This is a genomic window from Micromonospora sp. NPDC047074 (assembly GCF_040643815.1).
Taxonomy (GTDB): domain Bacteria; phylum Actinomycetota; class Actinomycetes; order Mycobacteriales; family Micromonosporaceae; genus Micromonospora.
The window spans coordinates 1-22,450 of record NZ_JBEYVB010000053.1 but is presented as its reverse complement, the minus strand read 5'-3'; the positions used below and the strand labels follow the sequence as shown (position 1 = coordinate 22,450).

The window sequence follows — 22,450 nt, the reverse complement described above, 5'->3', positions numbered from 1 at the left end:
ACCATCCTGTCACGAGCGGCTGCCGCCGCGGGTCTGTCGCGCGACGTCGGCGACCACGTCCACCAGCTTGCCGGTGCGGGCGAAGACGGCGCGCTGCCGGGCCGCCCCGCTGCCGTGCCGGCGCAGCCCGCCGACGAGGTCGGTGACCTCGTCGAAGTCGCCGTGCCGTTCCAACGCCGGGCGCAGCCGCTCGACGAGCTGGTCGAACAACTCCCAGGCCGGCCGCAGCTCCCCGTCGGTCAGGTCGACGCCGTCGCCCTCCAGCCCGTCGTGGGCCGCCCGCCAGTGCGCGGCGACCAGCAGGTGGTGGTCGGTGCGCACCGCCGGGCGGTCGGCGGCGATGTCGTCCATCGCGGTCGCCACCATGGCCCGGACCAGCGCGGCGACGAGCACCGAGTCGTCCACCGACGGGCAGACGTCGCCGATCCGGATCTCCACGGTCGGATACTTGGCCGACAGCCGGGCGTACCAGTAGAGCATCCCCTCGTCGAGCATCACGCCGCTGGCGATCAGCTGCCGGATCAGCCGTTCGTAGTGCTCGTGCGACTCCAGGTACGGGGTGGGCGCCACCGACGGCCAGCGCTCCCACTCCACCGACCGCCAGCTCGCGTACCCGGTGTCCTCGCCCCTGGCGAAGGGGGAGTTGACCGTCACCGCGTGCAGCACCGGCAGCCAGGGCCGGACGTGGTTGAGCACCTGCACCCCGGTCTCCGGGTCGGGCACGCCGACGTGCACGTGCATGCCGTTGTTGCCGGGGCCGGGCACCAGCAGGCGGAACCGTTCGATCATCCGGTCGAAGCGGGGCTTGTCGACCACCGGGGGCACCGGCCCGTCGACCGGCCCGGTGCCGATGGCGAGCAGCCGTACGCCGGCCTGTTCGGCCGCGTCGGCGAGTGCGGCGCGCAGCACGCCGAGGGAGTGCCGGATGGAGGAGAGTTCCAGCCCGGGCGGGCTGCCGATCTCGATCTGGCTGGTCTGGAACTCCCGCTCCACCTGACCGCGCAGCTCGGGCGGCACCTGCTCCATGACGAGGTCGACGGCCGGCACCGCGGCTCCGGTGTGCGGGTCGACGAGCAGGAACTCCTCCTCCACCCCCACGGTGAGCAGGCCGGTCTCCTCGGCCGTCGCGTTCGGAGCCTCCGCCACCTGGCCGGTCATCGCCACCACCGTCCGTTCGGGCCCGGTAGCGGTCCGTCCGCGCCGGGTCGGTCAGTGGTTACCCCCCGTGTCGGCACGCGAAAACGCGGCCCGGCGTGTCGCCCGACACGACGTGGGACACGGCGCCGTCCCGCCGTGTTGGCGGCTTCGCCGGCCTGTGGGGCCCGGGGCACCCCTGTCCGGGCGGCCCGGGATCATCGTCCCCGGCGGTCCTCGCCCTCCTGCACCAGGGCGCGGATCCGGCGCAGGGTGGCGTCGGGGGCCAGGATCGCCCCCCGCCAGCGCTCCAGCGTGCGGCGCAAATCCCAGACCGTCGCCCGGAGCTGCTGTTCCTGCTCGCGCGCCGAGTCGAGCTGGGCCCGGGCGAGCAGTGCCGCCTCCTCCAGCTCGGCGACCCGGGTGCGCAGCGGCTGCACCAGCGTGAGGGCGGCGTCGGTGAGGGTGTCGGCGGCGTCGGCCTTGAACTTGCCCCGTTGTACGACGACGGTGGCGATGACGGCGAGACCGCCGGTGCCGCCGAGTACGCCGAGGATGGAGAGCAGAACCTGCACCCAGTGCGGGGCGGCAGGTGTCGAGGTGTTCACGTCTTACCTCCGGCGGCGGCCGTGCCGCCGCTCGTCAGCCCGGCGAGCGGGATTGCCTGCTCGGCCCGGGTGAGCCGGCGCAGGTCGAGCGTGATCTGGGCGGCACGCCAGCCCGAGCCGACGGCCACCGCGCCGACGAAGGACGTGGCGGCGACCCCCTGCGCGCCGGTGACCACCGTCAGGGCGACGGCGTACATGCCGGTGATCGTGCCCAGCACCAGTACCGACGCGAGTTCGATCCCCAGGCCGGTGGAGAGCCGGCCTGGCCAGAGCACGCCCAACAGCCCCGCGACGCCGGCCACGATGAGGCCCCACTCCCAGCCCGTCTGCATGGGGCCCGGCATCGCCACCTCCACCGACTGCGGCCGGACGCCGAGCGCGATCAGGAGGATCCCGCACACCGGTGCGGTCCCCATGATGGCGATCTCGAAGGGCTGGTGCCTGGAGCGGATTCGGTTGTTGGGCACGGCGGCTCCTTGGTGATGGCCCGCGACCTCGTCGAGGTGGTCCGTCGGCAGGGCAGGCGCCCAGCGTTGACGGACGTGCCGGGAGAGCCCGCTCCCGTTGCCTGGTCGGCGTGGCGGGCCCGATGGGTGGGGCCACGCCGGTGACCAGGGGTGACGACCTGCCCACGTCGGCTGTCGACGCATTAAGTCGTACCACTGTCCGCGGGTCTCCGTCCACCCCGGATCTGTCGCATAACAGCAGGTCAGGCGGGTGGTGCTGGCGGGTCGCGCGAGCCGGCCGGGCGGTGTGACAGCGGGTCCTACGCTGGTCGGCGTGCCGGGGCCGCTGGGGATCGTGCTGGGGATGTGGGCGTACGCGTTCACCCACCTGACCCTGCTCGCCGACCGCCCGGCCGGGCTGCTCGCCGGGGCCGCGCTCGCCGCCGTCGTGCTGCTCGCCCTCGCGCTCGCGGTGCACGCGGCCGGTGCCGGCGCGCCCCGGGGCGACCGCGCCGTGGCCCTGCGCGCCCGGGCCAGCCGCCGCCGGATGCCGCGGCTGGTCGATCCCGACGCCGCCGGGCGTCCCCGTCCCCGGGCGCCCGGGGCGCACCCCTCGGCCGCGTAGCGCCCGCCGCGCGGCCGATTCCGCCGTCATCCGCCGGTTCGGCGACCCATCATGCCTGCCGGACCGGCACCCGGAATCGTTCCGAGGGGTCACCCATGCTCGCTTTCGCACCGCTGCAGCACGCCGTCGGCGCCGCCGGCCACGCGCTCTCCTGGTTCACCACCCTGCTCGAACCGCTGGCCGGCGACGCGGCCACGGCCGCCGCCATCGTCGTCCTCACCATCGTCGTCCGGTCGCTGATCTCGCCGCTGAGCCTCGCGCAGGTGCGCGGGGAGCGGCGCCGCGCGGCGCTCGCCCCCGAGATCCGCGAACTCCAGCAGCGGTACGCGGACGACCCGGGCCGGTTGCAGCACGAACTTCTCGCGCTCTACCGGGCCAACGGTGCCAGTCCCCTGTCCGGCTGCCTGCCGCTGCTGCTCCAGGCGCCGGTTTTGCTGGTGATGTACCGGCTCTTCACCACCGCCGAGGGCGGCACCGGGGTGCTGGGCGAGCGGCTGTGCGGCGTATCGCTGGGTCACCATCTCGGCGACGGGTTGGGCGGCGGCGTGCTGCCGGTGTTCGGCGTACTGCTGGCCGCCCTGCTCGCGTTGGCCTGGTGGACGTCGCGGCGGATGCGGCGCGCGGCGGCGGTGACCGCAGCGGTGGCCGCCGCGCCGGCCCAGGGGCCCGGCGCGGCGGCGCTCGGCCGGCTGCTGCCGTTGCTGCCGTACGGCACGGTGCTGGTGGCGCTGGTGCTGCCGCTGGCCGCGGTGATCTACCTGGTCACCACCACCGCCTGGTCGGCAGTGGAGCAGGCGGTGCTGCGCCGGCCACGGCCCGCCCCGGCTGACATCGACGCACGTTGACATCTGCGACGCCGGCACGTACAACCGTGAGAGAGCGCTCTCTCGACCGTTCCCGCAGAGAGGCACGTCCATGACACCTGCCCCGGCGGTGCCCGCCGCCCTGCCCTCGCGACGCCGACTGACCCTGGTGTTCGCCCTGCTGACCGCCGCCACGACCGCCCTGGCCGGGATGACCGTGACCGCCAACGCCGCCGTGCCACCGCCGCCGTCCGGCTGGAGTCTGGTGTGGAGCGACGACTTCACCGGCGCGGCCGGCACGCTGCCGTCCGCGAGCAACTGGATCATCGACACCGGCACCAGCTACCCGGGCGGCCCGCCCAACTGGGGCACCGGCGAGATCCAGACCTACACGAACAGCACCGCCAACGTCAGCCACGACGGCGGCGGCAACCTGCGGATCACCCCGCTGCGCGACGCCTCGGGCCGTTGGACCTCGTCCCGCATCGAGACCGTACGCAGCAACTTCAAGCCGCCGTCCGGCGGCGTGCTGGCCATCGAGGGCCGGATCCAGATGCCGAACGTCACCGGGGCCCAGGCCTCGGGCTACTGGCCGGCGTTCTGGGCCCTCGGCTCGCCCTACCGGGGCAATTACCAGAACTGGCCGGGCATCGGCGAGTTCGACGTGATGGAGAACGTCAACGGCATCAACTCGGTCTGGGGCGTCCTGCACTGCGGGGTGGCGCCGGGCGGGCCGTGCGACGAGTCCAACGGGATCGGCGCGTCCCGGGCCTGCCCCGGCAGCACCTGCCAGTCGGCGTTCCACACCTACCGCTTCGAGTGGGACGCGGCGAGCAGCCCCCAGCAACTGCGCTGGTACGTCGACGGGCAGCTCTACCACACCGTGACCCAGTCCCGGGTCGGCGAGCCGTACTGGACGCAGATGACCAGCCATGCCGGCTACTTCCTGCTGCTCAACGTGGCGATGGGCGGGGCGTTCCCGAACGGGGTGGCCGGCGGCGCCACGCCGACCGCCGCCACCGTCCCCGGCCGCCCGATGCTCGTCGACTACGTGGCGGTCTACAGCCGGGGCGGCGGCACCACGCCTCCGCCCACGACCCCGCCGCCGACGACGCCGCCGCCCGGTGGGGTGCGGGACGCGTACGCGACGATCCAGGCGGAGGCGTTCAGCGCGCAGAACGGGGTGCTCGTCGAGGCGTGCGCCGAGGGCGGGCAGAACATCGGTGCCCTGCGCAACGGCGACTGGGCGCGGTTCGACAACGTGGAGTTCGGGTCGACCCCGCCCCGCGACTTCGTCGCCCGGGTCGCCTCGGGCGCGGCGGGCGGGGCCAGCGGCCTGGTGGAGGTCCGGCTGGACAGCCCGACCAGCCCGCCGATCGGCAGCTTCGCGATCGGCAACACCGGTGGTTGGCAGAGCTGGCGCTCGGTGCCCGGCAACGTCGCCGGCCCGACCGGCCGCCGGACGGTCTACCTGACCTTCACCAGTGGACAACCCAACGACTTCGTCAACGTCAACTGGTTCATCTTCCGCCGCTGAGTCCCCTGGAGGAGCCCCCGGCCGTCGTCGGGGGCTCCCGTCACTCACCTCGCTCTGGACAGAAACAGTTAACACTCCTAATAATGGGCGTCAATGTCGATGCCGGTGGATGTTGTCCGGGTGTGGAGGGTGTCGTGAGAAGATCCAGATCTCTGGTGTTGTCGCTGGTCACAGGCGTTGTGGCGGCGCTCGGGGCGGTGTGGGTGACGATGCCCGCGTATGCCGCCGGGGTGACCGCCAGCTTCGTCAAGACGTCCGACTGGGGATCGGGCTGGGAGGGCAAGTACACGATCACGAACGGCGGCGCGTCCGTGGTCGACGGTTGGCGCGTCGCCTTCGACCTGCCGGCGGGCACCGCCGTCGGCAGCCACTGGGACGCGCTGAAGACCTCGTCGGGCCAGCGTCACACCTTCACCAACCTGTCCTGGAACGGCCGCGTCGCCCCGGGTGCCTCGGTCTCGTTCGGATTCATCGGCACCGGCCCGGGCGCCCCGACGAACTGCCAGCTCAACGGCGTGGCGTGCGGCGGCGGCACCAACCCGACCACCGCGCCACCCACCACCGCGCCCCCGACGACCGCACCGCCGACCACGCCGCCCCCGACCACGCCGCCCCCGACGAGCCCGCCGCCGAACACCGGCCTGCCGAAGCACATCCTCACCGGGTACTGGCACAACTTCGACAACCCGGCGGTCGAACTGCGGCTGCGTGACGTGCCGGCGGAGTACGACGTCGTCGCGGTCGCCTTCGCCGACGCCACCGCCACCCCCGGCGCGGTCAACTTCGCCATCGACCCCGGCCTGTCCGCCGCGCTCGGCGGCTACACCGACGCCGACTTCTCCGCCGACGTGCGCGCCCTCAAGTCGCGGGGCAAGAAGGTGATCATCTCGGTCGGCGGCGAGACGGGCCGGGTGGCGGTCAACGACGCCGCCTCCGCCGTCGCGTTCAGCGACAGCGTCCACGCGCTGATCCAGCGGTACGGCTTCGACGGGGTCGACATCGACCTGGAGAACGGGCTGAACCCGACCTACATGGCCCAGGCCCTGCGTTCGTTGCGGGCCAAGGTCGGTGCCGGCCTGATCATCGCGATGGCCCCGCAGACCATCGACATGCAGTCGCCGGCCACCAGCTACTTCAAGCTGGCGCTCGACATCAAGGACATCCTCACCGTCGTGAACACCCAGTTCTACAACTCCGGGGCGATGCTCGGCTGCGACCGGAACGCCGCGTACTCCCAGGGCACGGTGAACTTCATCGTCGCGCTGGCCTGCATCCAGTTGGAGGCCGGACTACGCCCGGACCAGGTCGGCCTCGGCCTGCCGGCGGGTGCCGGCGCGGCCGGCGGTGGCATCGTCGCACCCAGCGTGGTCAACGCCGCGCTGGACTGCCTGGCCCGGGGCACCAACTGCGGCAGCTTCCGTCCGCCGCGCACCTACCCGGGGATCCGTGGCGCGATGACCTGGTCGGTCAACTGGGACGTGAGCAACGGCAACACCTTCGCCCGTACGGTCGCCCCCCACCTCGACACCCTGCCCTGACCCGAGCCTCCAGGCCGGAGCCGGCCAGGACGGAGCACGGCGTGTGGTGCCCGGTACGGTCCCACCGGGCACCACACACCCCGTGTCATCGGCAAGGCGGGAGTCAGCGGGTGGCGTCGGCGTGCTCGCGTTCGCGGGCGCGGCGACGGCGGGTCTTCTTGATCGCCCACCACGCGATCATCACGACGAAGACGGCGATGATCCCGTAGTCGAACCACTTGCTGTACTGCTCGATCCGGTCCCACCGCGAGCCGAGGGCATAACCCAGGCCGACGAAGAGCGCGTTCCAGATGCCGCTGCCGAGCGTGGTGAACGCGACGAACTCCGGCAGCGGCATCCGGTTGGCCCCGGCGGGGATGGAGATCAGGCTGCGTACCACCGGCATCATCCGGCCGAACAGCACCGCCCACCGGCCGTGCCGCTCGAACCAGCGGTCCGCCTTCTCCAGGTCGTCCAGGTCGACCAGGGGCAGCCGGTCGAGCCAGCGCTTGAGCCGGTCCTCGCCGACGGCCGCGCCCAGCCAGTAGAGGACGAGCGCCCCGAGCAGGGAACCGGCGGTGGCGGCGAGCCCCACCAGGATCACGTTGAACCGGCCCTCGCTGGCCAGGTAGCCGGCCATCGCCAGGACGATCTCGCTCGGGATCGGCGGGACGATGCTCTCCAGGGCGACCAGCAGGGCCACCCCGACGGCGCCGGTGGCGTCGATGACCCCCGCCACCCATCCCGTCAGCCCGCCGAGTCGGGTCGGGTCGACGTTCTCGGCGAGTGCCATCGCGATCCTTTCGGCCGGTCTCGGATCAGACCTACCTACCCTGCCGCCCGGCGGCCACACCTGTCCGTGAGTCGGGCCACCCGGTTCAGACCTCCGGGTGCAGCGCCGCGTCGGCGGGCCCCCGTCGCCAGCCGGTGAACCGGACCCGCAGCCCGGCGCGGGTGGGGGAGCAGCAGTACGGCCCGGCCGCCGCCACCGCCTCCGGCGCGAGCGGGGCGAGCCGGACCAGCCGCCACGGCTCCTCGCCGGCCCTGGCCCGTACGGTGAGCGCGTCCCGGTCGCGACTGACCCGCACGGTGACCTCCTGGCCGGCCCACTCCGGCACCGGGGCGACCGACCAGTCGGACACCTCCCGGGTCACCACCGCGCCGACCTGCGGCTGGCCGTCGCTGACCTCCACCCCGGCCTTGACCCAGTTCCGCTCGTCCACCCGCACCAGCACGCCGGCCTGGTCGAACTGCTCGCCGTAGTCGAGGTCGAAGGCCACCTCCACCGCCTCGCCGACGGGTAGCGGCGCGAGCAGCGCCGGGGCGTCGTCGTGCACGAAGCCGTACGACGTGTGCCGCCACAGGTCGCTGCCCTCGGCCGGCTGCACCAGCAGGTCGCCGGCAGGCCCGCGCTCGACCCGCTCCGGCTCGTTCCACCACTCACCCTCGGCCCAGTCGACCGCCCGCTCCGTGTGACCCATGCCGGCGACCGTACCGCCGTGACCAGCCGAACGCCGTCCCGGCTCGAACGCCTCGGCCAACTGGCGTGTGCGCTGTCGGACCTGGACCACCATGCCGCTGGGGACCTGTCCGAGCGGAGCAGCGCACGTGGCAGCGCAACCGCAACCAGGCTGGGCGAATCGGATCCTCTGCGTATGTCGGGCCTGATCCAGGCCTGGTCAGAAGGCGATCCAGCCAGTGCGTGCATGCCAATTCCGTCCTGATCGGAGATGGGCCACGTACGCCCTTCGCAGGGACGTGTCCTGCGGCAGGTCCGCGAGTAGGCTCGCGGCAACCGGACCACTCTGGCTCGGTTGGCCGAAGACGTGCTCCAGCATGTCGCCGTCCGCATGATCTGGATCCCGGGACGTCAGCGGCTGCACATCGAAGCGGTGGAGAAAGCGCACTATGTTCGACCGCTCGGGGAGGTATTCGGTGAGCTGGGGGTCGAGTAGCCACGAGTGACATGTGAAGTGCGAGACCGGTTCGTCAGGGAAATGACGCGCGAAGAACGTGCGGGCCAGCTCGAGCGATTCGTCACAGGAATCAGGGGATAGGGATACGCCCGACGGAATGTGCATGTTCAGGAGAAAACGAGTCGTGCCGTCGGGGCATCTGTCGCGAGTGCGATCGTAATCAAGCCGGCCGAGCCGGTACTCGGCCCCCCGGAACGTCAACGGTGAGCACCACTGTTCAAATCTCCCGATTCCACCGAGCCCGTGCACGGATCGGTGTTCAGCCATCATGGGCCCCAGGCTCGACAAGGTCTCCCAGGACAGTCGATGGTCGATGCCGCGCTCGGCGTGGTAGCGGAGTGTCTCCGGGAGCACGGCAAGATAGAGCCATACATAGAGGTGAAGGGCGACGGGCTGAGCGTCAGCCGACATCGCAGGGAAGCCGCGGTATCCGTCCGACGGGCGAAGCCCTGAACCCATACTCGACCTCAAGTCGTGGTAGCAACGCTCCAAGTGCCGCCACAGATCCGGATTCTCCCGCGGATCGGGTCGCGCCGACAACGCCCCGTCCCGGTCCTCCGGCGACGCACCCAGCCGCTCCAACAACCGCGCCGCTTCGACGTTCGAGGGAAGTTCAAGCACGTGGTCCAACCTACGACGCCCGCCCCCTCGATGCCGGCGTCGCGCCGGCGCTCCGGGCTGTCATCCGTATCGACAAGGCAGCACCCGTAAGCCTGCTCCTGCTTTGCCCCTGGGCGGCAGTTCGATCCTCGTCTGACCCGTCGGCGTGGCGGATGCGCCGGCACGGGCTTGGCGGTAGAACCGGAACGTGACACTCAACTTCTGTCGGGAACTGTCGGCCGCCGACTGGATCGCCCACAGCGACCTGCCGTGGCAGCGGCTTGTGGGCTTCGGGCCCGCGGGCTTCGACGCCTACGCGCGGCTTCGGTTTCTGCCCGATCCGGCACGCCCCGGCCAAAGCGAGAACGACGCCGCCGCGGACTGGCCCACGGATCAACTACCCACTCTTTTCGAGGTGCTGGCCACCCACACCACGACTCCCGAAGACTGCTACTTCTGCGTCTGGGAAGGCTTCGCCGACGCGGACGTCGCAGCCGACGACGACGCCGTGTACATCGATGAGGAGAACGGCGGCGCCGCGATCGAGCGGCCCGGCGGCCAGCCGGGACTGGCGCCCACACCCGCTGCCCGGCCCTCGATGCCGCGTGCACCCAAGGTTGTGGTGCCCCACCGCGCGTACTGGTTGTTTCAAGGGACGTTAGCCGACGTCGGCACATGGGACACCGCTGCGGGGTGGCCGGGCCAGCATCGTTTCAGCAGCGCCGAGCCGGCGTTCGCCTGGCCTGCTGACCACGCCTGGTGCGTGGCCAAGGACGTCGATCCGCACTGGGCCGGGATCGGCGGCACCCGGGCGCTGATCACCCAACTCAGCACCGACCCGCGCCTCGACGTGGTCCCCGCCGACCCCACCCAGAACCAGCCGCGCTACCGATGAACGGCCCGTCCCGGTCGACGAGTGCTTCACGGACCGCTGACCGGGCCTGCCGCGCTCCGGTCGGAACGCGCGGATCTGCCGCTGCGAGTGCGTCGGAGACGACCGGATCGGTCGATGAGCGTGCGGCATCCGGGTCCTCACGTTTGTTGCGGGAGCCACTGCCGTCCGCGTTCCGGCCAGGGCGTTTGATCTTGGATAGACGTGTGCTCCGGGCTGACCCGAACCTCGCTCACGGGAGAACGCTAGGGGAAACGGAGTTGGCCGCGATCTGGCGACCAAGGTTCTTTGACGTACCGTGCGGACCCTTGGGTACTGTGAACGCTGCCTGCCGTGGCAGAACCCTGTTTGATACGACGACGGGAGCCGGTCCGTGTCATATGTACGGCGGTTTGACCACGTCGGTATCACGGTCGCAGATCTCGATATCGTGACCGCCTTCTTCGTGGCGCTCGGCCTGGAGGTCGAGGGCAGGGCGTTCGTCGAGGGGGAGTTTCTGGAGACGGTCTGCGGGATTCCCGACTCCCGTACCGAGATCGTCATGCTGAAGTCGCCCGACGATGGCGCCCGCCTGGAGCTTGCCAGATTCGTGCGGCCCGACTCCGTGCCGGGCTCGCCGGCCGCCATGGCCAACGAGCTGGGGTTGCGAAACGTGTCCTTCGAGGTCGACGACTTGCAGGCCGCTGTCGACTGGGCGGCGAGCGAGGGCTACGGACTGGTCGGCGGCATCGGCGAGTACGAGGGTGCCTGGCGGATGGCCTACGTCCGGGGGCCCGAAGGAATCATCGTCTCGCTGTCCGAGCGCATCGGCTGAACGCGCAACGCCCGCAACTGCCGCTGGGCGGCATTACGGGTGCCGGCCCGGTGGGCTGCGGCGTGAAGAAGCGGACGATGTCGTCGGCTGCGGTGGGGGACAGCATCATTGCCTGGACCCGTGCGGAGATTTCGGCGATCGGGTGGTTTCTGGTGAACATCGCCTCCTCGTGCGTCTGGATCGCCGAGTCGGGGTCGGCGGCGTTGGTGGCGAGTTCGGCACGCTTGCTGCGGTAGGTGTCCAGGTGGCGGTCCTCCGCGGGTAGGGAGACGCCGACCCGGATGCTGCCGTCGCCGAGGCGTTGCGCTGCCAGGATCTGGTTCACGCCGATGCACCAGAGGTTTCCGGGGTCGACCATCCCCGCACCTGACCCACTGGCCGCAAGTCAGTACCGGCTGGGCACCGTCACACCTCGATCAGGCATCCGGAGCTGCTGCGAGTCCCGCACCACCTCCTGGTACTTGCCGGTGTCGCCACTTCCTGACTAAGCGGGGATGGCAAGCTGTCGCGGTGTTTGCGGAGCCGCGCGGCGACTACTCCTGGCTGTTCGGCCTGGTGGCGACCGATCCGGTCATGCGTCACCAGGCGCTTGCTCGTCATCAGGCGCTGCTCGCTGCGGCGAGCGACGCGTTGGACCTGTCGAACGGCCTGTGGGCAGCGCATTACCGGTCGAGGTCCAGTCAGACGCGGCTCGCCGCGGCGATGGACCAGGCGAACGCTGACTTCCGGTGGTACGAGGAGCAGACAATCTACGGACCGCTCCATGCCTTCCGGGACGCTCCGGACGACGACCGCGCCGGCCACGCACGGTGGGCGCCGTTCGCCGCCCTCTACCTGCGGTGGGAGACGGAGTATCCCGACGAGTGGGGAGCGCCGGAGTCGTGGCTGTGGTCCCGCTGGGGAACGAAGGAGGTGCTCCTTCGCCGGCTCAGTCGGCGCGGTCTCCCGGAGGCCATCAAGCCACAGATCGCTGAGCTGATCCTCGCGGCACTGAGGCGACCGTACTGGTGCAAGGACTGGATGTACGCCAGCTTGGTCCGTCACCTCCACGACTCGCTGTTTTTCCATGAGGTGGAGATGCTGACGTCCGCCGACGATCCCCTCGTCCGGCTCCGAGCGCAGTTCGTTCTCCATGTGGCCGCGCATCCCGAGCAAACTCCCACCCGCACGAGCTGGCGACGTTGGCTCGATGCAGGTACCTGACCGCTCGATCGCGGGCGCATGGTCCGTCGTACGAAGCGCCAATCGATGACCGGACGGTCCAAAACAATATATCTTCAGCCCACTGGTGTGCGGATCTGCCGCCGACCGCGTGTCACGTAGCGTCGCTGTCGGTCGATCACCGGGACGCTCGGTCTTGCCGGGTCGCGTAGTCGTGTTCAGCGCTAATTGGGTAGCGATCAGCTTCGTCGATCGCAATGATGCCGGTGTGGACGAGCACTCGATTGACATCGTCGAGTACTACACCTTTCGGTACAGCGAAGACGCTCGACTGGATGCCCGGCCGCAGGCGCGGCTGGAGCGTATGCGGACAATGGAACTCCTGCGGGATCTGTTACCGCCTCCGCCGGCCCGAGTGTTGGATGTTGGCGGCGGGACCGGCGAGTACGCGCGGGCGCTGGTCGCCGCTGGGCATCAGGTCCGTCTCGTGGATCTGGTGCCGAGCCATGTGGCTCAGGCCGCTGGCGGGCAGCCTGCGCTCGACGCGGTGGTGGCTGATGCTCGTGAGTTGCCCGAGGACGACGATCGCTACGACGCCACGTTGCTATTGGGGCCCCTCTACCACCTGGTGCGCGTCGAGGACCGGTTGAAGGCTCTGCGCGAGGCTGCCCGGGTCACGCGCCCGGGAGGCCGTGTCGTCGCCGCGGCGATCTCCCGTTTTGCTGGACCGATCGACTTCGCAGCTACCGGACGTCTGACCGAGACGACGATCCAGGAAGCTCGGGCGTTGCTCACTGATGGGGTGAACGACCCGCGTAGCCACTTCACCCCGGCCTACTTCCACAGAGTTGAGGAACTCGTCGACGAATGCCGGACCGCCGGCCTGACCGACGTCGTGGTGCACGGACTTGAAGGGCCGGCCTGGACAGCAGCCGAGGCCGCGGCGAACGGGCCGTTGTCCGAGGTTGTCTTCACCGGCGCACTGGACCTCGCCCGGGTCTACACCAGCGAGCCCGCGCTGATCGCCACGAGCGCGCATCTACTCGCTACCGGGCTTGTTCCGCAGAAGGACGAACAACGGCTACGGCTCGGATAGCTGGATGACGTCCTGTGGGGCCTCGCAGCGCGGCGTCCTGCTTGTGCCCTTCCCGTACTTCCGGCGGCGCGGTCCTGCCGATGACAGACGCGTCCTGGCCCCGCGTACGTTGGCGCTATGGCGACCTACTGGACTGTGGGGTGCGATGCCAGGGATCCTCAGCGGATTGCTGCCTTCTGGGCACGTGCCCTGGGGTACGTGAAGGAGCCCGGTTTCGACGAGCCCGACAACGCTTCCATCGTCGACCCGGACGGCAGGGGACCTGCCATTGGTTTCCTGAAGGTGCCCGAGGGCAAGTCCGCCAAGAACCGGATGCACATCGACGTCCGGGTGGCGGGCCCCGGCCCCTGGGACATGGCCGAGCGTGCACGGCTGATCCAGCAGAAGGTGCCCGAACTGGTGGCTGCCGGCGCGACAGTGCTCCGCGAGGAGTGGTACGGCGACACCTTGGGACACGTCGTCATGCAGGATCCCGAGGGCAACGAGTTCTGCGTCGCCTGATGCCGTGATGGAGTGCGAAGTTCGATCACCCGCGCCTTTTTCGTAGGCTGAATTTCGCACGCGACGGGCGGGAGGCTGAGGTGACTGGGACCACGGTGGCCGAGGTGATGGCCGAACTGGCCGCGCTGGAGGACCCGAAGACACGCGAGGTGAACAGGAGACACGGTGACGATCACGGGGTCAACCTCAGCAAGCTGCGCGCGCTCGCGAAGCGGCTCAGGACGCAGCAGGAACTCGCGTGCCAGCTCTGGAAGACGGACGACACCGCGGCAAGACTGCTGGCGATCCTGATCTGCCGCCCGAAGGCGTTCGAGCGTGACGAACTGGACGTCATGTTGCGCGAGGCGCGCACACCCAAGGTGCACGGCTGGCTCGTGAACTACGTGGTGAAGAAGAGCCCGCACTCCGAAGAGCTGCGCCCGGCCTGGTTCGCCGATCCGGATCCAGTGGTCGCGAGTGCCGGCTGGGCGCTGACCACCGAACGCGTGACGAAGAAGCCCGAGGGCCTCGACCTCGCAGGGCTGCTCGACGTCATCGAGGCGGAAATGAGAAACGCCCCGGATCGCCTGCAGTGGGCGATGAACGAATGCCTGAGTCATATCGGGATCGAGCACGCCGAGCACCGCGCCCGGGCGATCGAGATCGGTGAGCGTCTGGAGGTACTCAAGGACTACCCGACTTCCCCGGGCTGCACGTCCCCGTTCGCGCCCATCTGGATCGCCGAGATGGTGCGCCGACAGCACGACGGGTAGAAAGGTGGCGGCCGGCCGCGGCCGTCTGTGCCGCTCAGGACGGATACGCGTTGCCAGGCGTCGTCGCGATCAGCACATCGGCCACCGGCTGCCAGCCGAGCGTTCTGTACAGCCGCTGTCCGTCCTCGCTGGCGATGAGAATGCCCTGCTCGACGCCCTCATCGACCGCCGCACTGGCCAGTGCGCTCATGACCGCGCTGGCCAGGCCCTTGCGGCGATGAGCCGGCATGGTTTCGATCCGGTCGGCGACCGCATCCGTACCGGCCAGTCCCATCGTCCCGCGCGCACCGACCTCTCCCGACTCGTGCCGTACCGTGGCCGTGACCAGGCTGTCGCCTCCATGCGGGTCGACCTGGGTCAGGAGCCGGTACGGCGCCACGGGCATGTTCTGCGGGTGCCCGCGAAGATCGGCTGTCATCAGCAGCTCCGAATCCTTGAGTACGATCAGGCCAGCGGCAACCAGAACCGAGGACGCCCCCGCCGGGTCGGTGGTGGGCACGGTCAGCCAGGTGATGGTGTCCTCGCCAGCGACCAGCTCAGCCAGCGTGGTGAGCGAGGTGAGGTCCTCGCCGGCATCGAGCGCGACATACTCGATGTCGCGGCCGGGCTGCATGCACCGGACCCGCAACGCGCCGCCGACGTCCTCGGCGACGGGCAGCGCGCGAGCAATGCTCCAGCCGCGCTGCCAGCGGACGATGAGATCTCGCAGGTCGCTCACCCGTCAAGTAGACCACCCGCACGTGCGCGGCCCGCGACGCACGGATCTGCCGTGAGCCGTACGGACGAACGACGATCTTCATGATGCGGCGGGCGCACGCGGGCGACCAGAGGCTGCCCACACGGGCCTACCCTCCCGGTATGACGGACGCCGTGGCACCGAAGGCGGGTATGACGATCAGCATCCGGACGCGACGTGATGTCGTCGTGATGGACCCGGACCGGTTCCTGGCCGCGGCACGGCAGGCGCTGCGCGACCGGAACCCGGGTCTGACCGACGCCGAGGCGGCCGAGGCGGTGGCCGACGTCTACGACGCCTACACGCCCTGCTCGATCGGGACGGAGCACTCGCCGCCGACGCCCTGGCTGGCGAAGCTGTCGGCGTCGGTGGACCTTTGCCTGGCACGCGGGTCAGCGACCGGCTGGACGGCCTGTCGCCCGCCGGTTGGCTGCGACAGGTGGTACTCGACGATCCGCAGCCGCTACAGGACCATGGCTGCTTCCTGCCCGCGGATCCCTTTGCGGTGCCTCCCACCGTGGACGGTACGCGGCACCGCTGAACGGGTACGCGTCCTGTCTTCAGGCCAGCAGGAGCTCGCGCATCCTCGCGCCCGGATTGAATCCACCCACCATGCGGGAGCTGGCCGGATCGTGCACGCCGAGGGTGTTGTTGCGGCGCATGAGCTCACGGACCGCAGGCGGTAACCGGGGCGGGTCGTCCATGGCCGCGAGGATCTGCCCGGCGGTGGAGATCAGCCCAACGGCCAGGGACGCGGAGTCGGTGTCGATCCGCACCCGGCCGTACTCCCAGCCGGCGGTGGTGAGGTCGAGCACCTCGAACACGTGGGTCACGAGCGGGTTCGGGTCGGTCACCCGGTCGAGCCGGGGCGCCTGGCTGCCGACCACCGCGACGGCGGCGGCCAGCTGCGCGTACGGGTGGAAGCCGCACGGCAACGCGGCGAGTGGCCAGCGCAGGGCGTGGCCGGCCTCCTTCCACAGCGGCCGGTAGTTCCGGCGGTTCACCAGGAGCCGCCGGCCCGTCCGGCGGTGTATGTCGAGGGCCTGGGCCTGCAGGTCCGCGTGGGCCTCGTCGGCGACCTGGCTCATGATCCGGGCCGCCACCGCCAGACCGTCGTCGCCGGTCAGCATTCCGGCGACCGCCTCGACCTGCTCGGGAAACCGGATCCGCGGGTGGGCGCCGTACCGGTGCTGGACGTCCCGCAGCAGCGCCTGCTGGCGCCCCGGATCAAGCTCGACCCGCCCGCCGCCGCCGCCCAGCAACCGCTGAAGCCACCGCATTTCGCCTCGTTTCAGCAGAGCCGTCCCAGACCGCGGCAATGCTACCCGCACAGGGCGACGCTCAACGGACGGCTCCGCCGCGTGCCCGGCACGTGTCCCGGACGTGCCAGAAGTCGTTCAGGTAGTCGTCGTGCATGCCGCGACCCATGATTCGCAGCAGGGTCTCGTCGGCCTGCCGGAGGGCCGAGACGGCGTAGTTGTGACTCCCGGTGAAGACCCGGGGCACGATGTCGTCGTCGTACGCGCCGTCGATCAGCATGTACTTGTTGTGGGTCCGGATGTCCAGCCCCGGGCCGTTGTTGAAGTCGCACCTGGTGAGCTGGATGGTGCTGCCCAGCGCGTTGAGCACCGCGGTGTTCGCCTCGGTGTAGACGACGTCGACCCAGCAGCCGGCGTTGCGCAGCGCGGTGAGCCGTTTGGCGACCTCGGGCCGGTTGAACGAGTACATGTTGACCCGGATGTCGGTCTGCCGGCGGGTGCCCGCGTCGTCGTAGCTGCACGAGGTGACCGAGTTCAGGATGCTGACCACGGTGTCGGTGGCGGGGTCGGCGATCGGTTGGCCGGACCGTTCCCGGCGGGGGAAGAAGTGTGCCTTGTAGGCGCTGCCGGTCGGCGTGACCCAGTAGTAGTCGTTGTCGCCGGTCGAGCTGTACCGGTGGGAGCGCAGGTCCGCGAAGTACGTCCGGTAGGCGTTGTACGTGGCGGCGTCGCTGAACGTCACCCCGTTGTTGTACGCCTCGTTCGCGTCCCACCACGTCAGGTTCGCCGAGCCCTGGAACACCACGTTGGACACCGTTGCCCCGGTGCCGAGCACGATCTTCGAGGCGGTCAGGAACTTGTTGTGGTTGTACGCGGTGACCGTCGAGTCGGTGTACTGGATCGCCCGGGTGCCGATGCAGCCGCGGTCCTGGCTGGGGAAGCGGTCCGCGCAGTGCACGATGTACGAGCCGGCGGTGTCGGTCGAGCCGAGGACCGGTTGCAACCGTTGGAACGGGCGCCCGCCCGCCGAGGACTGGTCGACGATGATCTTCACCCGGACGCCCCGCTGGTGCGCCGAGATGAGGCGACCGGGGATGTCCGGGGTGGTGGCCGAGTCGGTCACGTCCGAGAACGAGAAGTGGAACCACGACATCTGGATCTCCTCGCCCGCCGGGACCCGGTCGATGATCCGGGCCAGCTGCATGAAGATCGCGTTCTGCTCGGCGACCGAGCCGAGCGGCCGGCTGAACACCGGCTTGTTCAGCACCGGGTCGGGTTCGGCGGCGCTGGCCGGCGTGGGAAGCAGGGCGGGAACGCCGCTGGCGGCGAGAACGGTCACGAAGACCAGTGCCGAACGAGCCGCGAGCCGTGAGATCGATCGATGACTGCGCATGTGCGGATGGTCTCACCGGCGTCGGTCGGCGGGCTACCCCTCGACGTGTCGGGGACACGGTACGGCGGCGGATCGCCAGGATCGTGAGTCGTGGCCTTTGCCGTTCCGGTCCGTCTGGCACCATCGCCCCGTGCGGCGATATCCGACCGGGCCACCGGCCTCCCTGCTGGCGGGCGCCGATGTGACGCTCGTGGGCCTGTTCTCGGCGAAGGACAAGACCTTCAGCGCGCAGCTTGACGTGCTGGCAGGCGCCGTGGAGGCCCACGGCGGGCGGGTCGTGAGCCGGCACGTCCAGCGGCGGGGTGTCTCGCACGGTGGTGTCGCCAAGATGTCCGTGCCGTTCTCGCGGCGGACACTGGTCAGCCCGGGCAAGGCACGCGAGATCGCGCAGGCGTGCCGGGCCGCAGAGGTCGATGTCGCGGTGTTCGTGAACCCGCTCACGGAATTCCAACGGGCTGTTCTCGGCGAGCTGTTCGGGTGCTTCGTCATCAGCGGCGAGGACCTCGTCCGTCGCGGGCCGCACTGACGATGACCAGGCGGGTCTGCCGCACACTGGCGTCATGGTGCTTCATCTGTTGGCTGCTGCCGGGATCCTCGGGCTGCTGACCATCGTTCCGGGGCCGGACATGGCGGTGGTGACGCGTCGTGCCCTGGTGGGCGGTCAGGGCGATGCCCTGCGCGCCGGCCTGGGCGTGGTGTGCGGGCTTCTGGTGTGGGGAAGCCTGGCGGTGCTCGGCCTCACCGCCGTCCTCACCGCCTCTCCGGGGGCGTACCTCGTGGTGAAGGTGGTGGGCGTCGGCTACCTGGTCTTCCTGGGGATCCAGGCCCTGCGTGGCGGCAGCGACGACGACCCGGTGGCCGGCGCCGCCCCCGCGAGGGGCAGGCCGTTCCTGACGGGCCTCGCCACCAACATGTTGAACCCGAAGATCGCGGTCTTCTACACGGCGCTGCTCCCCACCCTCGCTCCGCCGTCACTCGGTGCCTGGGGGCTCGGGATCCTGGTGCTGATCCACGCGGTCCTGACCCTCGGCTGGCTCAGCGGGTACGCGTACGTGCTCGACCGGGCGCGTGCGCTGTTCGAGCGCCCCCGGGTGCGACGTGCCCTCGACCGCGTCACCGGCGTCGTCCTGATCGCCTTCGCCGTGCGGCTGGCCACCGAACGCCCCTGACGGCGTCCGCCGGAGCCGTGGGGCGCGCGGTGCCCACGCGTCCGCCTACGGTGGCGTGGTTGCCAGGATGGCGTCGAGGCCGCGTTCGAACAGGTCGTCGTCGCTCCAGCGGGCGGCGTCGAGGTGGCCGGAGGCGTTCAGGGTGGGGTAGGCGGCAGGGTTCGCGGTGACGTGTTCCCGAGCCTGCGCCGGCGGGTCCGCGGTCTGTCGCCAGGTGGCCTCGGTGAGCGCGGCGCCGATGACGTAGTTGGCCAGCATCCGGGTGGTCACGGCCAACCGCAGGTCGGTCAGGCCGCCGCGCAGCAGCGCGGACTGCAGGTACTCGGTGCGGGCGAGGACGTTGGGTCCGAGCATTGGCCGGCCGATCAGGCTCGGGGCCCAGGGATGCCGGAGCATCGCGGCCCGCCAGTCGCGGATCAGGGTACGGGCGTCGTTCCGCCAGTCGTCGGTGGCGTCCGGGAGCGGCACCTCGCCGAAGATGTGGTCGAGGGCCAGGTCGAGAACGTCCTCTTTCGTCTTCACGTGCCAGTAGAGCGCGGTGGAGGTGACGCCGAGCAGGTCGGCGAGGCGGCGGATCGTCACGCCGGCGGTTCCGTGCCGGTCGAGCAGGGTCACCGCGGCGTCGACGATGCGCTCCAGGGTGAGTGGCGTTCGGCGCGTCCGGGGGGTCTGCGCCCGCAGCCATATCGAGCCCGGTTCGCCGCTGCTGCGGTCTGTCGGCCCGCCAGCCTCCGGGCGGCCGAACCCTGTTTCCGTCACACGAAGACTCTAATACACTGCTCAGGTAACTTATCAACGATAAGTTACCTGAGCAGTGATATGTGGGCTGCCGTGTGTGGGAGGGAGGCGTCGGCCGATGCTCCTGATGCGTATCCAGGTGGACAGTGACCGGGCCACCGCCCGCCGGGTGCTGGAGTTGCATCGCCAGGGCAGGACCCATCGCGAGTCCCGTGACGCCGCGCGGGCGGAGGTCTGGCGTCGCGGTCGCACCCCCGCCGCCGAGCCGGTCTTCGTCGGCGTCACGAACGGGTGTCCCGTACGGCTGCTCTACGACGTCGAGATCTACTCGGACACGACCGGCTGAGGCGGACGACCTCCGCGGTCCGCGCTACGCCGTCGGCGTGACCACCGTCAGGCCGGTGACGTTGCCCTGGTAGTAGCTTCCGCCGATGCTCGTGCCCGCGGTCTGTAGCGGGTTGACCAGGATCGAGCCGAGCAGGGTCCGGTCGCTCACCGCCCCGGTGCGGGCGTCGATCGCGGCGAGCGAGTAGAAGGCGCCGGCCTGCTGGATGACCGTGTAGAGCTTGCCGTCGGTGACGGACAGCCGGGGCAGGGCGGCCGAGGGCGTGGTCGTCGACCAGGTGATCGCGCAGCCGGTGGCCGACACGTCGATCCGCGCGACACCGCCGACGAAACTCGCGTCGGCCGGCACGCTGTCACCCGCGCCCTCGGGCAGCGCCGGGTAGTCGTAGCCGTAGGTGTTGGTGACGAAGACGCTGCGCCCGGCCGCGACCGGGGCGTTCTCGGTGCCGCTGGCGCCCTGGTTGGTGAAGAGCGGCTGTACGCACCGGGGCGTGCCGTTGCCCCCGGTCGGGAGCACGACGAGATTCATGTGCGGGTCGTCGTTGTCGGTGATCGTCACGTACTCGTAGCCGGTGCCCGGCCCGAAGAAGACCGGGGTGGCGCCGCTGCCCCAGCTCAGCTGACCCGGCTTGCGGGCCGGGCCGCGGTCGTACGCGTACCGCCAGAGCAGGCTGCGGGTCGCGGTGTCGAAGAGGTAGAGCGCGTGGTCGCTGGTGATCGCGATGTGGCCGGGAACCGTCGAGATGCTGTTGCCGATCTTCTCGCCGGCGGGTAGCTGGTGCCGGAAGGTCTCGCCGGTGGTGGTGTTCACCGCCCCGACGGTGCCGCCCTCGGTCACGAACCACACCCGACCGTCGTACGTCGGGAGCACGCCGACCACCGCGTCGCTCGCGGCGATGACGCTCGCCAGCGAAAGCCGCTGGGTGACGGCCAGCGAGTTGCCGGTGTGGGCGATCCGCAGCAGGTCACGGTTTCCGTCGACGATCACCACGCGGTTGGCGTCGTCCAGGTACGCGTAGACGCCGCCGAGCAGGCTGCCCTTGGCGATCGGGAGGCTGGCCCGGGAGTCGCCGGTGGCGCGGTCGAGCACGTGCAGCACCGGCGCCTGGCCGAGGACCTGGGTGCAGAGCCCGAGCAGCACGCCGTCGGAGCCGTGCAGCAGCGTCGGGCAGGCGGCGAGCAGCGTGGACCGTCTCACCGTGACGCTGCCGCCCGCCGGCCCCCTGCCGGTGAACGTCTTCGACGAGGCGCTGTCCCCGTGGGTGCTCGCCCCGCCGGCCGGAGCCGTGTGCGGGTTGGCCGGTGCCGCCGGCCCGAACTCGGCGATGTCCGCCTGGGCCGGGAGGGGGCCGGCGACGCCGGACGCCGCCGCCAGCAGCGACATCAGCGCCACCCGCGCGGCGACGCGACGGATCGAGGTTGGTCGTCTCATGGTCAGCTATATTGCCGATCGGGTAAGTAGGAATAGCCAGCGCGTCTCAAGACGCAGGACCGCGGGACGACTCACCCGCTCCCCGCTGTGGGGCGGAGTGACGGCCGTGCTGGCCGGACCGGCTCGACGGAACGGCGTGGGGAGTCAGTCGCGTCCGGCGACCGCCACCAGCGTCTCCCGGGCGAGAGGTCTTCCGTCCAGGTCGAGTGGGGTCACCGCGACGACCCGGTCGGTGGCTCCGATCACCGAGGCCGGAACGAGGAACACGCCGGAATGGACCGTCGCGCGCACGCGGGCCGGCCCGACCGCGACGGCCGCCGCGCCGGCGGTGGGCAGTTGGCCGACCAGGCCGTCGAGGACTGGGCTCACGCTGTACCGACCGCTCTCGCCCTTCGCTCCGTCGCCCTTCGCTCCGACGCCTGCGTGGTGCCGTCCGGATCGCAGGCTCTCGACGTACCAGCCGGACGGCCCGGTCCAGAGTCGCAGGGTGTGGTCGCCGTCGAGCGGGACGGTCTCGGCGAGGGTGTAGCCGGTGGGTGGCTGCCAGTCGGGTCGGGGCTCCGCCGGGCTCTTCGGCGCGACGGCGACGACCGCCGCGACGGCCAGGGCGGCGGCCGAGAGCCCGATCAGGGTACGAACGTGCGAACCGGATCCGGCGAGGTCCATGAGGCGATCCTTGCAGGAAAGCCGGGTTCGTCTATGTTGTCTCCGCAGTTGTATCGATACCGATGAGATCGAGAGGCGTGGCGTGACAGGGGAGACAACGGGAAGGCGGCTACGGGCGTTCGTGGCCGCCACAGCCGTCCTGTGTGGACTCGTGCTCGTCCCGGCGCAGCCGGCGGCCGCGCAGACCGGGGTGATGATCCAGCCGGTGGGCGGGCGGGTCACCGGTGTGCTGTCGAACAGGTGCGGCAGC

Annotated in this window: 26 protein-coding genes; 13 read left to right on the top strand and 13 right to left on the bottom strand. The window is 70.6% G+C overall.

The window, feature by feature from the left end; all coding sequences use genetic code 11:
* Positions 1–9: 9 nt before the first annotated feature.
* The 3 genes from ABZ809_RS32235 to ABZ809_RS32225 form a co-directional block, all read right to left on the bottom strand.
* Complete coding sequence (locus ABZ809_RS32235) at positions 10–1,158, bottom strand: glutamate--cysteine ligase (RefSeq protein ID WP_357566422.1); 1,149 nt, start codon at positions 1,156–1,158, stop codon at positions 10–12.
* Positions 1,159–1,352: 194 nt separating this feature from the next.
* Positions 1,353–1,700 carry a hypothetical protein gene (locus ABZ809_RS32230; protein ID WP_357566437.1) on the bottom strand — a complete coding sequence of 116 codons (348 nt, stop codon included), beginning with the start codon at positions 1,698–1,700 and terminating at the stop codon, positions 1,353–1,355.
* A 38-nt stretch (positions 1,701–1,738) separates the two neighbouring features.
* The gene (locus ABZ809_RS32225) at positions 1,739–2,209 is read right to left on the bottom strand and encodes a hypothetical protein (protein ID WP_357566421.1); all 471 of its coding nucleotides are present in this window, start codon (positions 2,207–2,209) and stop codon (positions 1,739–1,741) included.
* 313 nt (positions 2,210–2,522) lie between these two features.
* Between ABZ809_RS32225 and ABZ809_RS32220 the strand changes: the two genes are divergently transcribed.
* From ABZ809_RS32220 to ABZ809_RS32205, 4 genes are all read left to right on the top strand, one after another.
* On the top strand, positions 2,523–2,813 hold the full coding sequence (locus ABZ809_RS32220) for a DUF6412 domain-containing protein (protein ID WP_357566420.1): 291 nt from the start codon (positions 2,523–2,525) through the stop codon (positions 2,811–2,813).
* A 95-nt stretch (positions 2,814–2,908) separates the two neighbouring features.
* A complete protein-coding gene (locus ABZ809_RS32215; RefSeq protein ID WP_357566419.1) occupies positions 2,909–3,658 on the top strand; it encodes a membrane protein insertase YidC in 750 nt (249 codons plus the stop codon).
* Between the two features lie 70 nt (positions 3,659–3,728).
* Positions 3,729–5,153: a carbohydrate-binding protein gene (locus ABZ809_RS32210; protein ID WP_357566418.1), complete on the top strand. Its 1,425-nt coding sequence runs from the start codon at positions 3,729–3,731 to the stop codon at positions 5,151–5,153.
* A 134-nt stretch (positions 5,154–5,287) separates the two neighbouring features.
* A complete protein-coding gene (locus tag ABZ809_RS32205; RefSeq protein WP_357566417.1) occupies positions 5,288–6,691 on the top strand; it encodes a cellulose binding domain-containing protein in 1,404 nt (467 codons plus the stop codon).
* Positions 6,692–6,794: 103 nt separating this feature from the next.
* On the opposite strand, the gene ABZ809_RS32200 is transcribed toward ABZ809_RS32205, so the two are convergent.
* The 3 genes from ABZ809_RS32200 to ABZ809_RS32190 all read right to left on the bottom strand — a co-directional run bounded on the left by ABZ809_RS32200 (position 6,795) and on the right by ABZ809_RS32190 (position 9,267).
* Complete coding sequence (locus tag ABZ809_RS32200; protein ID WP_357566416.1) at positions 6,795–7,463, bottom strand: DedA family protein; 669 nt, start codon at positions 7,461–7,463, stop codon at positions 6,795–6,797.
* An 85-nt stretch (positions 7,464–7,548) separates the two neighbouring features.
* Positions 7,549–8,151, bottom strand: coding sequence for a DUF1349 domain-containing protein (locus ABZ809_RS32195; RefSeq protein WP_357566415.1), 603 nt, complete (start codon positions 8,149–8,151; stop codon positions 7,549–7,551).
* A 198-nt stretch (positions 8,152–8,349) separates the two neighbouring features.
* A complete protein-coding gene (locus ABZ809_RS32190; protein ID WP_357566414.1) occupies positions 8,350–9,267 on the bottom strand; it encodes an acyltransferase domain-containing protein in 918 nt (305 codons plus the stop codon).
* Positions 9,268–9,454: 187 nt separating this feature from the next.
* On the opposite strand from ABZ809_RS32190, the gene ABZ809_RS32185 reads away from it, so the two are divergent.
* Together ABZ809_RS32185 and ABZ809_RS32180 are read left to right on the top strand one after the other, a co-directional pair.
* Positions 9,455–10,141: a hypothetical protein gene (locus ABZ809_RS32185; RefSeq protein ID WP_357566413.1), complete on the top strand. Its 687-nt coding sequence runs from the start codon at positions 9,455–9,457 to the stop codon at positions 10,139–10,141.
* Positions 10,142–10,511: 370 nt separating this feature from the next.
* The gene (locus tag ABZ809_RS32180) at positions 10,512–10,952 is read left to right on the top strand and encodes a VOC family protein (RefSeq protein WP_357566412.1); all 441 of its coding nucleotides are present in this window, start codon (positions 10,512–10,514) and stop codon (positions 10,950–10,952) included.
* On the opposite strand, the gene ABZ809_RS32175 is transcribed toward ABZ809_RS32180, so the two are convergent.
* Entirely contained in the window at positions 10,921–11,310 is a 390-nt protein-coding gene (locus ABZ809_RS32175; RefSeq protein WP_357566411.1) for a hypothetical protein, read from the bottom strand. The genes ABZ809_RS32180 and ABZ809_RS32175 overlap by 32 nt on opposite strands.
* Before the next feature lie 152 nt (positions 11,311–11,462).
* Between ABZ809_RS32175 and ABZ809_RS32170 the strand changes: the two genes are divergently transcribed.
* The 4 genes from ABZ809_RS32170 (at position 11,463) to ABZ809_RS32155 (ending at position 14,462) form a co-directional block, all read left to right on the top strand.
* On the top strand, positions 11,463–12,155 hold the full coding sequence (locus ABZ809_RS32170; protein WP_357566410.1) for a hypothetical protein: 693 nt from the start codon (positions 11,463–11,465) through the stop codon (positions 12,153–12,155).
* Between the two features lie 226 nt (positions 12,156–12,381).
* On the top strand, positions 12,382–13,209 hold the full coding sequence (locus ABZ809_RS32165; RefSeq protein WP_357566409.1) for a class I SAM-dependent methyltransferase: 828 nt from the start codon (positions 12,382–12,384) through the stop codon (positions 13,207–13,209).
* A gap of 117 nt (positions 13,210–13,326) precedes the next feature.
* Positions 13,327–13,710, top strand: coding sequence for a VOC family protein (locus ABZ809_RS32160; RefSeq protein WP_357566408.1), 384 nt, complete (start codon positions 13,327–13,329; stop codon positions 13,708–13,710).
* Between the two features lie 80 nt (positions 13,711–13,790).
* On the top strand, positions 13,791–14,462 hold the full coding sequence (locus ABZ809_RS32155; protein WP_357566407.1) for a DNA alkylation repair protein: 672 nt from the start codon (positions 13,791–13,793) through the stop codon (positions 14,460–14,462).
* Positions 14,463–14,496: 34 nt separating this feature from the next.
* On the opposite strand, the gene ABZ809_RS32150 is transcribed toward ABZ809_RS32155, so the two are convergent.
* The 3 genes from ABZ809_RS32150 to ABZ809_RS32140 all read right to left on the bottom strand — a co-directional run bounded on the left by ABZ809_RS32150 (position 14,497) and on the right by ABZ809_RS32140 (position 17,850).
* The gene (locus ABZ809_RS32150; protein ID WP_357566406.1) at positions 14,497–15,180 is read right to left on the bottom strand and encodes a GNAT family N-acetyltransferase; all 684 of its coding nucleotides are present in this window, start codon (positions 15,178–15,180) and stop codon (positions 14,497–14,499) included.
* Positions 15,181–15,758: 578 nt separating this feature from the next.
* On the bottom strand, positions 15,759–16,478 hold the full coding sequence (locus tag ABZ809_RS32145; protein WP_357566405.1) for a hypothetical protein: 720 nt from the start codon (positions 16,476–16,478) through the stop codon (positions 15,759–15,761).
* Positions 16,479–16,539: 61 nt separating this feature from the next.
* Positions 16,540–17,850, bottom strand: a complete 1,311-nt coding sequence (locus tag ABZ809_RS32140; protein ID WP_357566404.1) for a phospholipase D-like domain-containing protein — start codon at positions 17,848–17,850, stop codon at positions 16,540–16,542.
* Between the two features lie 130 nt (positions 17,851–17,980).
* On the opposite strand from ABZ809_RS32140, the gene ABZ809_RS32135 reads away from it, so the two are divergent.
* Entirely contained in the window at positions 17,981–18,376 is a 396-nt protein-coding gene (locus tag ABZ809_RS32135; RefSeq protein ID WP_357566403.1) for a hypothetical protein, read from the top strand.
* Positions 18,377–18,410: 34 nt separating this feature from the next.
* Positions 18,411–19,019, top strand: coding sequence for a LysE family translocator (locus ABZ809_RS32130; protein WP_357566402.1), 609 nt, complete (start codon positions 18,411–18,413; stop codon positions 19,017–19,019).
* Between the two features lie 45 nt (positions 19,020–19,064).
* On the opposite strand, the gene ABZ809_RS32125 is transcribed toward ABZ809_RS32130, so the two are convergent.
* The gene (locus ABZ809_RS32125; protein ID WP_357566401.1) at positions 19,065–19,778 is read right to left on the bottom strand and encodes a TetR/AcrR family transcriptional regulator C-terminal domain-containing protein; all 714 of its coding nucleotides are present in this window, start codon (positions 19,776–19,778) and stop codon (positions 19,065–19,067) included.
* A 97-nt stretch (positions 19,779–19,875) separates the two neighbouring features.
* Between ABZ809_RS32125 and ABZ809_RS32120 the strand changes: the two genes are divergently transcribed.
* The gene (locus ABZ809_RS32120) at positions 19,876–20,103 is read left to right on the top strand and encodes a hypothetical protein (protein WP_357566400.1); all 228 of its coding nucleotides are present in this window, start codon (positions 19,876–19,878) and stop codon (positions 20,101–20,103) included.
* A 24-nt stretch (positions 20,104–20,127) separates the two neighbouring features.
* Here ABZ809_RS32120 and ABZ809_RS32115 read toward each other — a convergent pair whose 3' ends face one another.
* Positions 20,128–21,534, bottom strand: coding sequence for a hypothetical protein (locus tag ABZ809_RS32115; RefSeq protein WP_357566399.1), 1,407 nt, complete (start codon positions 21,532–21,534; stop codon positions 20,128–20,130).
* 144 nt (positions 21,535–21,678) lie between these two features.
* Positions 21,679–22,200: a hypothetical protein gene (locus ABZ809_RS32110; RefSeq protein WP_357566398.1), complete on the bottom strand. Its 522-nt coding sequence runs from the start codon at positions 22,198–22,200 to the stop codon at positions 21,679–21,681.
* Positions 22,201–22,450: the final 250 nt, after the last annotated feature.

Coding starts and splice junctions, on each gene's coding strand:
- ABZ809_RS32145 (WP_357566405.1), bottom strand. CDS start 16,478: ATGCGGTGGCTTCAGCGGTTGCTGGGCGGCGGCGGCGGGCGGGTCGAG.
- ABZ809_RS32200 (WP_357566416.1), bottom strand. CDS start 7,463: ATGGCACTCGCCGAGAACGTCGACCCGACCCGACTCGGCGGGCTGACG.
- ABZ809_RS32195 (WP_357566415.1), bottom strand. CDS start 8,151: ATGGGTCACACGGAGCGGGCGGTCGACTGGGCCGAGGGTGAGTGGTGG.
- ABZ809_RS32235 (WP_357566422.1), bottom strand. CDS start 1,158: ATGACCGGCCAGGTGGCGGAGGCTCCGAACGCGACGGCCGAGGAGACC.
- ABZ809_RS32120 (WP_357566400.1), top strand. CDS start 19,876: ATGCTCCTGATGCGTATCCAGGTGGACAGTGACCGGGCCACCGCCCGC.
- ABZ809_RS32115 (WP_357566399.1), bottom strand. CDS start 21,534: ATGAGACGACCAACCTCGATCCGTCGCGTCGCCGCGCGGGTGGCGCTG.
- ABZ809_RS32110 (WP_357566398.1), bottom strand. CDS start 22,200: ATGGACCTCGCCGGATCCGGTTCGCACGTTCGTACCCTGATCGGGCTC.
- ABZ809_RS32210 (WP_357566418.1), top strand. CDS start 3,729: ATGACACCTGCCCCGGCGGTGCCCGCCGCCCTGCCCTCGCGACGCCGA.
- ABZ809_RS32175 (WP_357566411.1), bottom strand. CDS start 11,310: ATGGTCGACCCCGGAAACCTCTGGTGCATCGGCGTGAACCAGATCCTG.
- ABZ809_RS32140 (WP_357566404.1), bottom strand. CDS start 17,850: ATGCGCAGTCATCGATCGATCTCACGGCTCGCGGCTCGTTCGGCACTG.
- ABZ809_RS32130 (WP_357566402.1), top strand. CDS start 18,411: ATGGTGCTTCATCTGTTGGCTGCTGCCGGGATCCTCGGGCTGCTGACC.
- ABZ809_RS32215 (WP_357566419.1), top strand. CDS start 2,909: ATGCTCGCTTTCGCACCGCTGCAGCACGCCGTCGGCGCCGCCGGCCAC.
- ABZ809_RS32160 (WP_357566408.1), top strand. CDS start 13,327: ATGGCGACCTACTGGACTGTGGGGTGCGATGCCAGGGATCCTCAGCGG.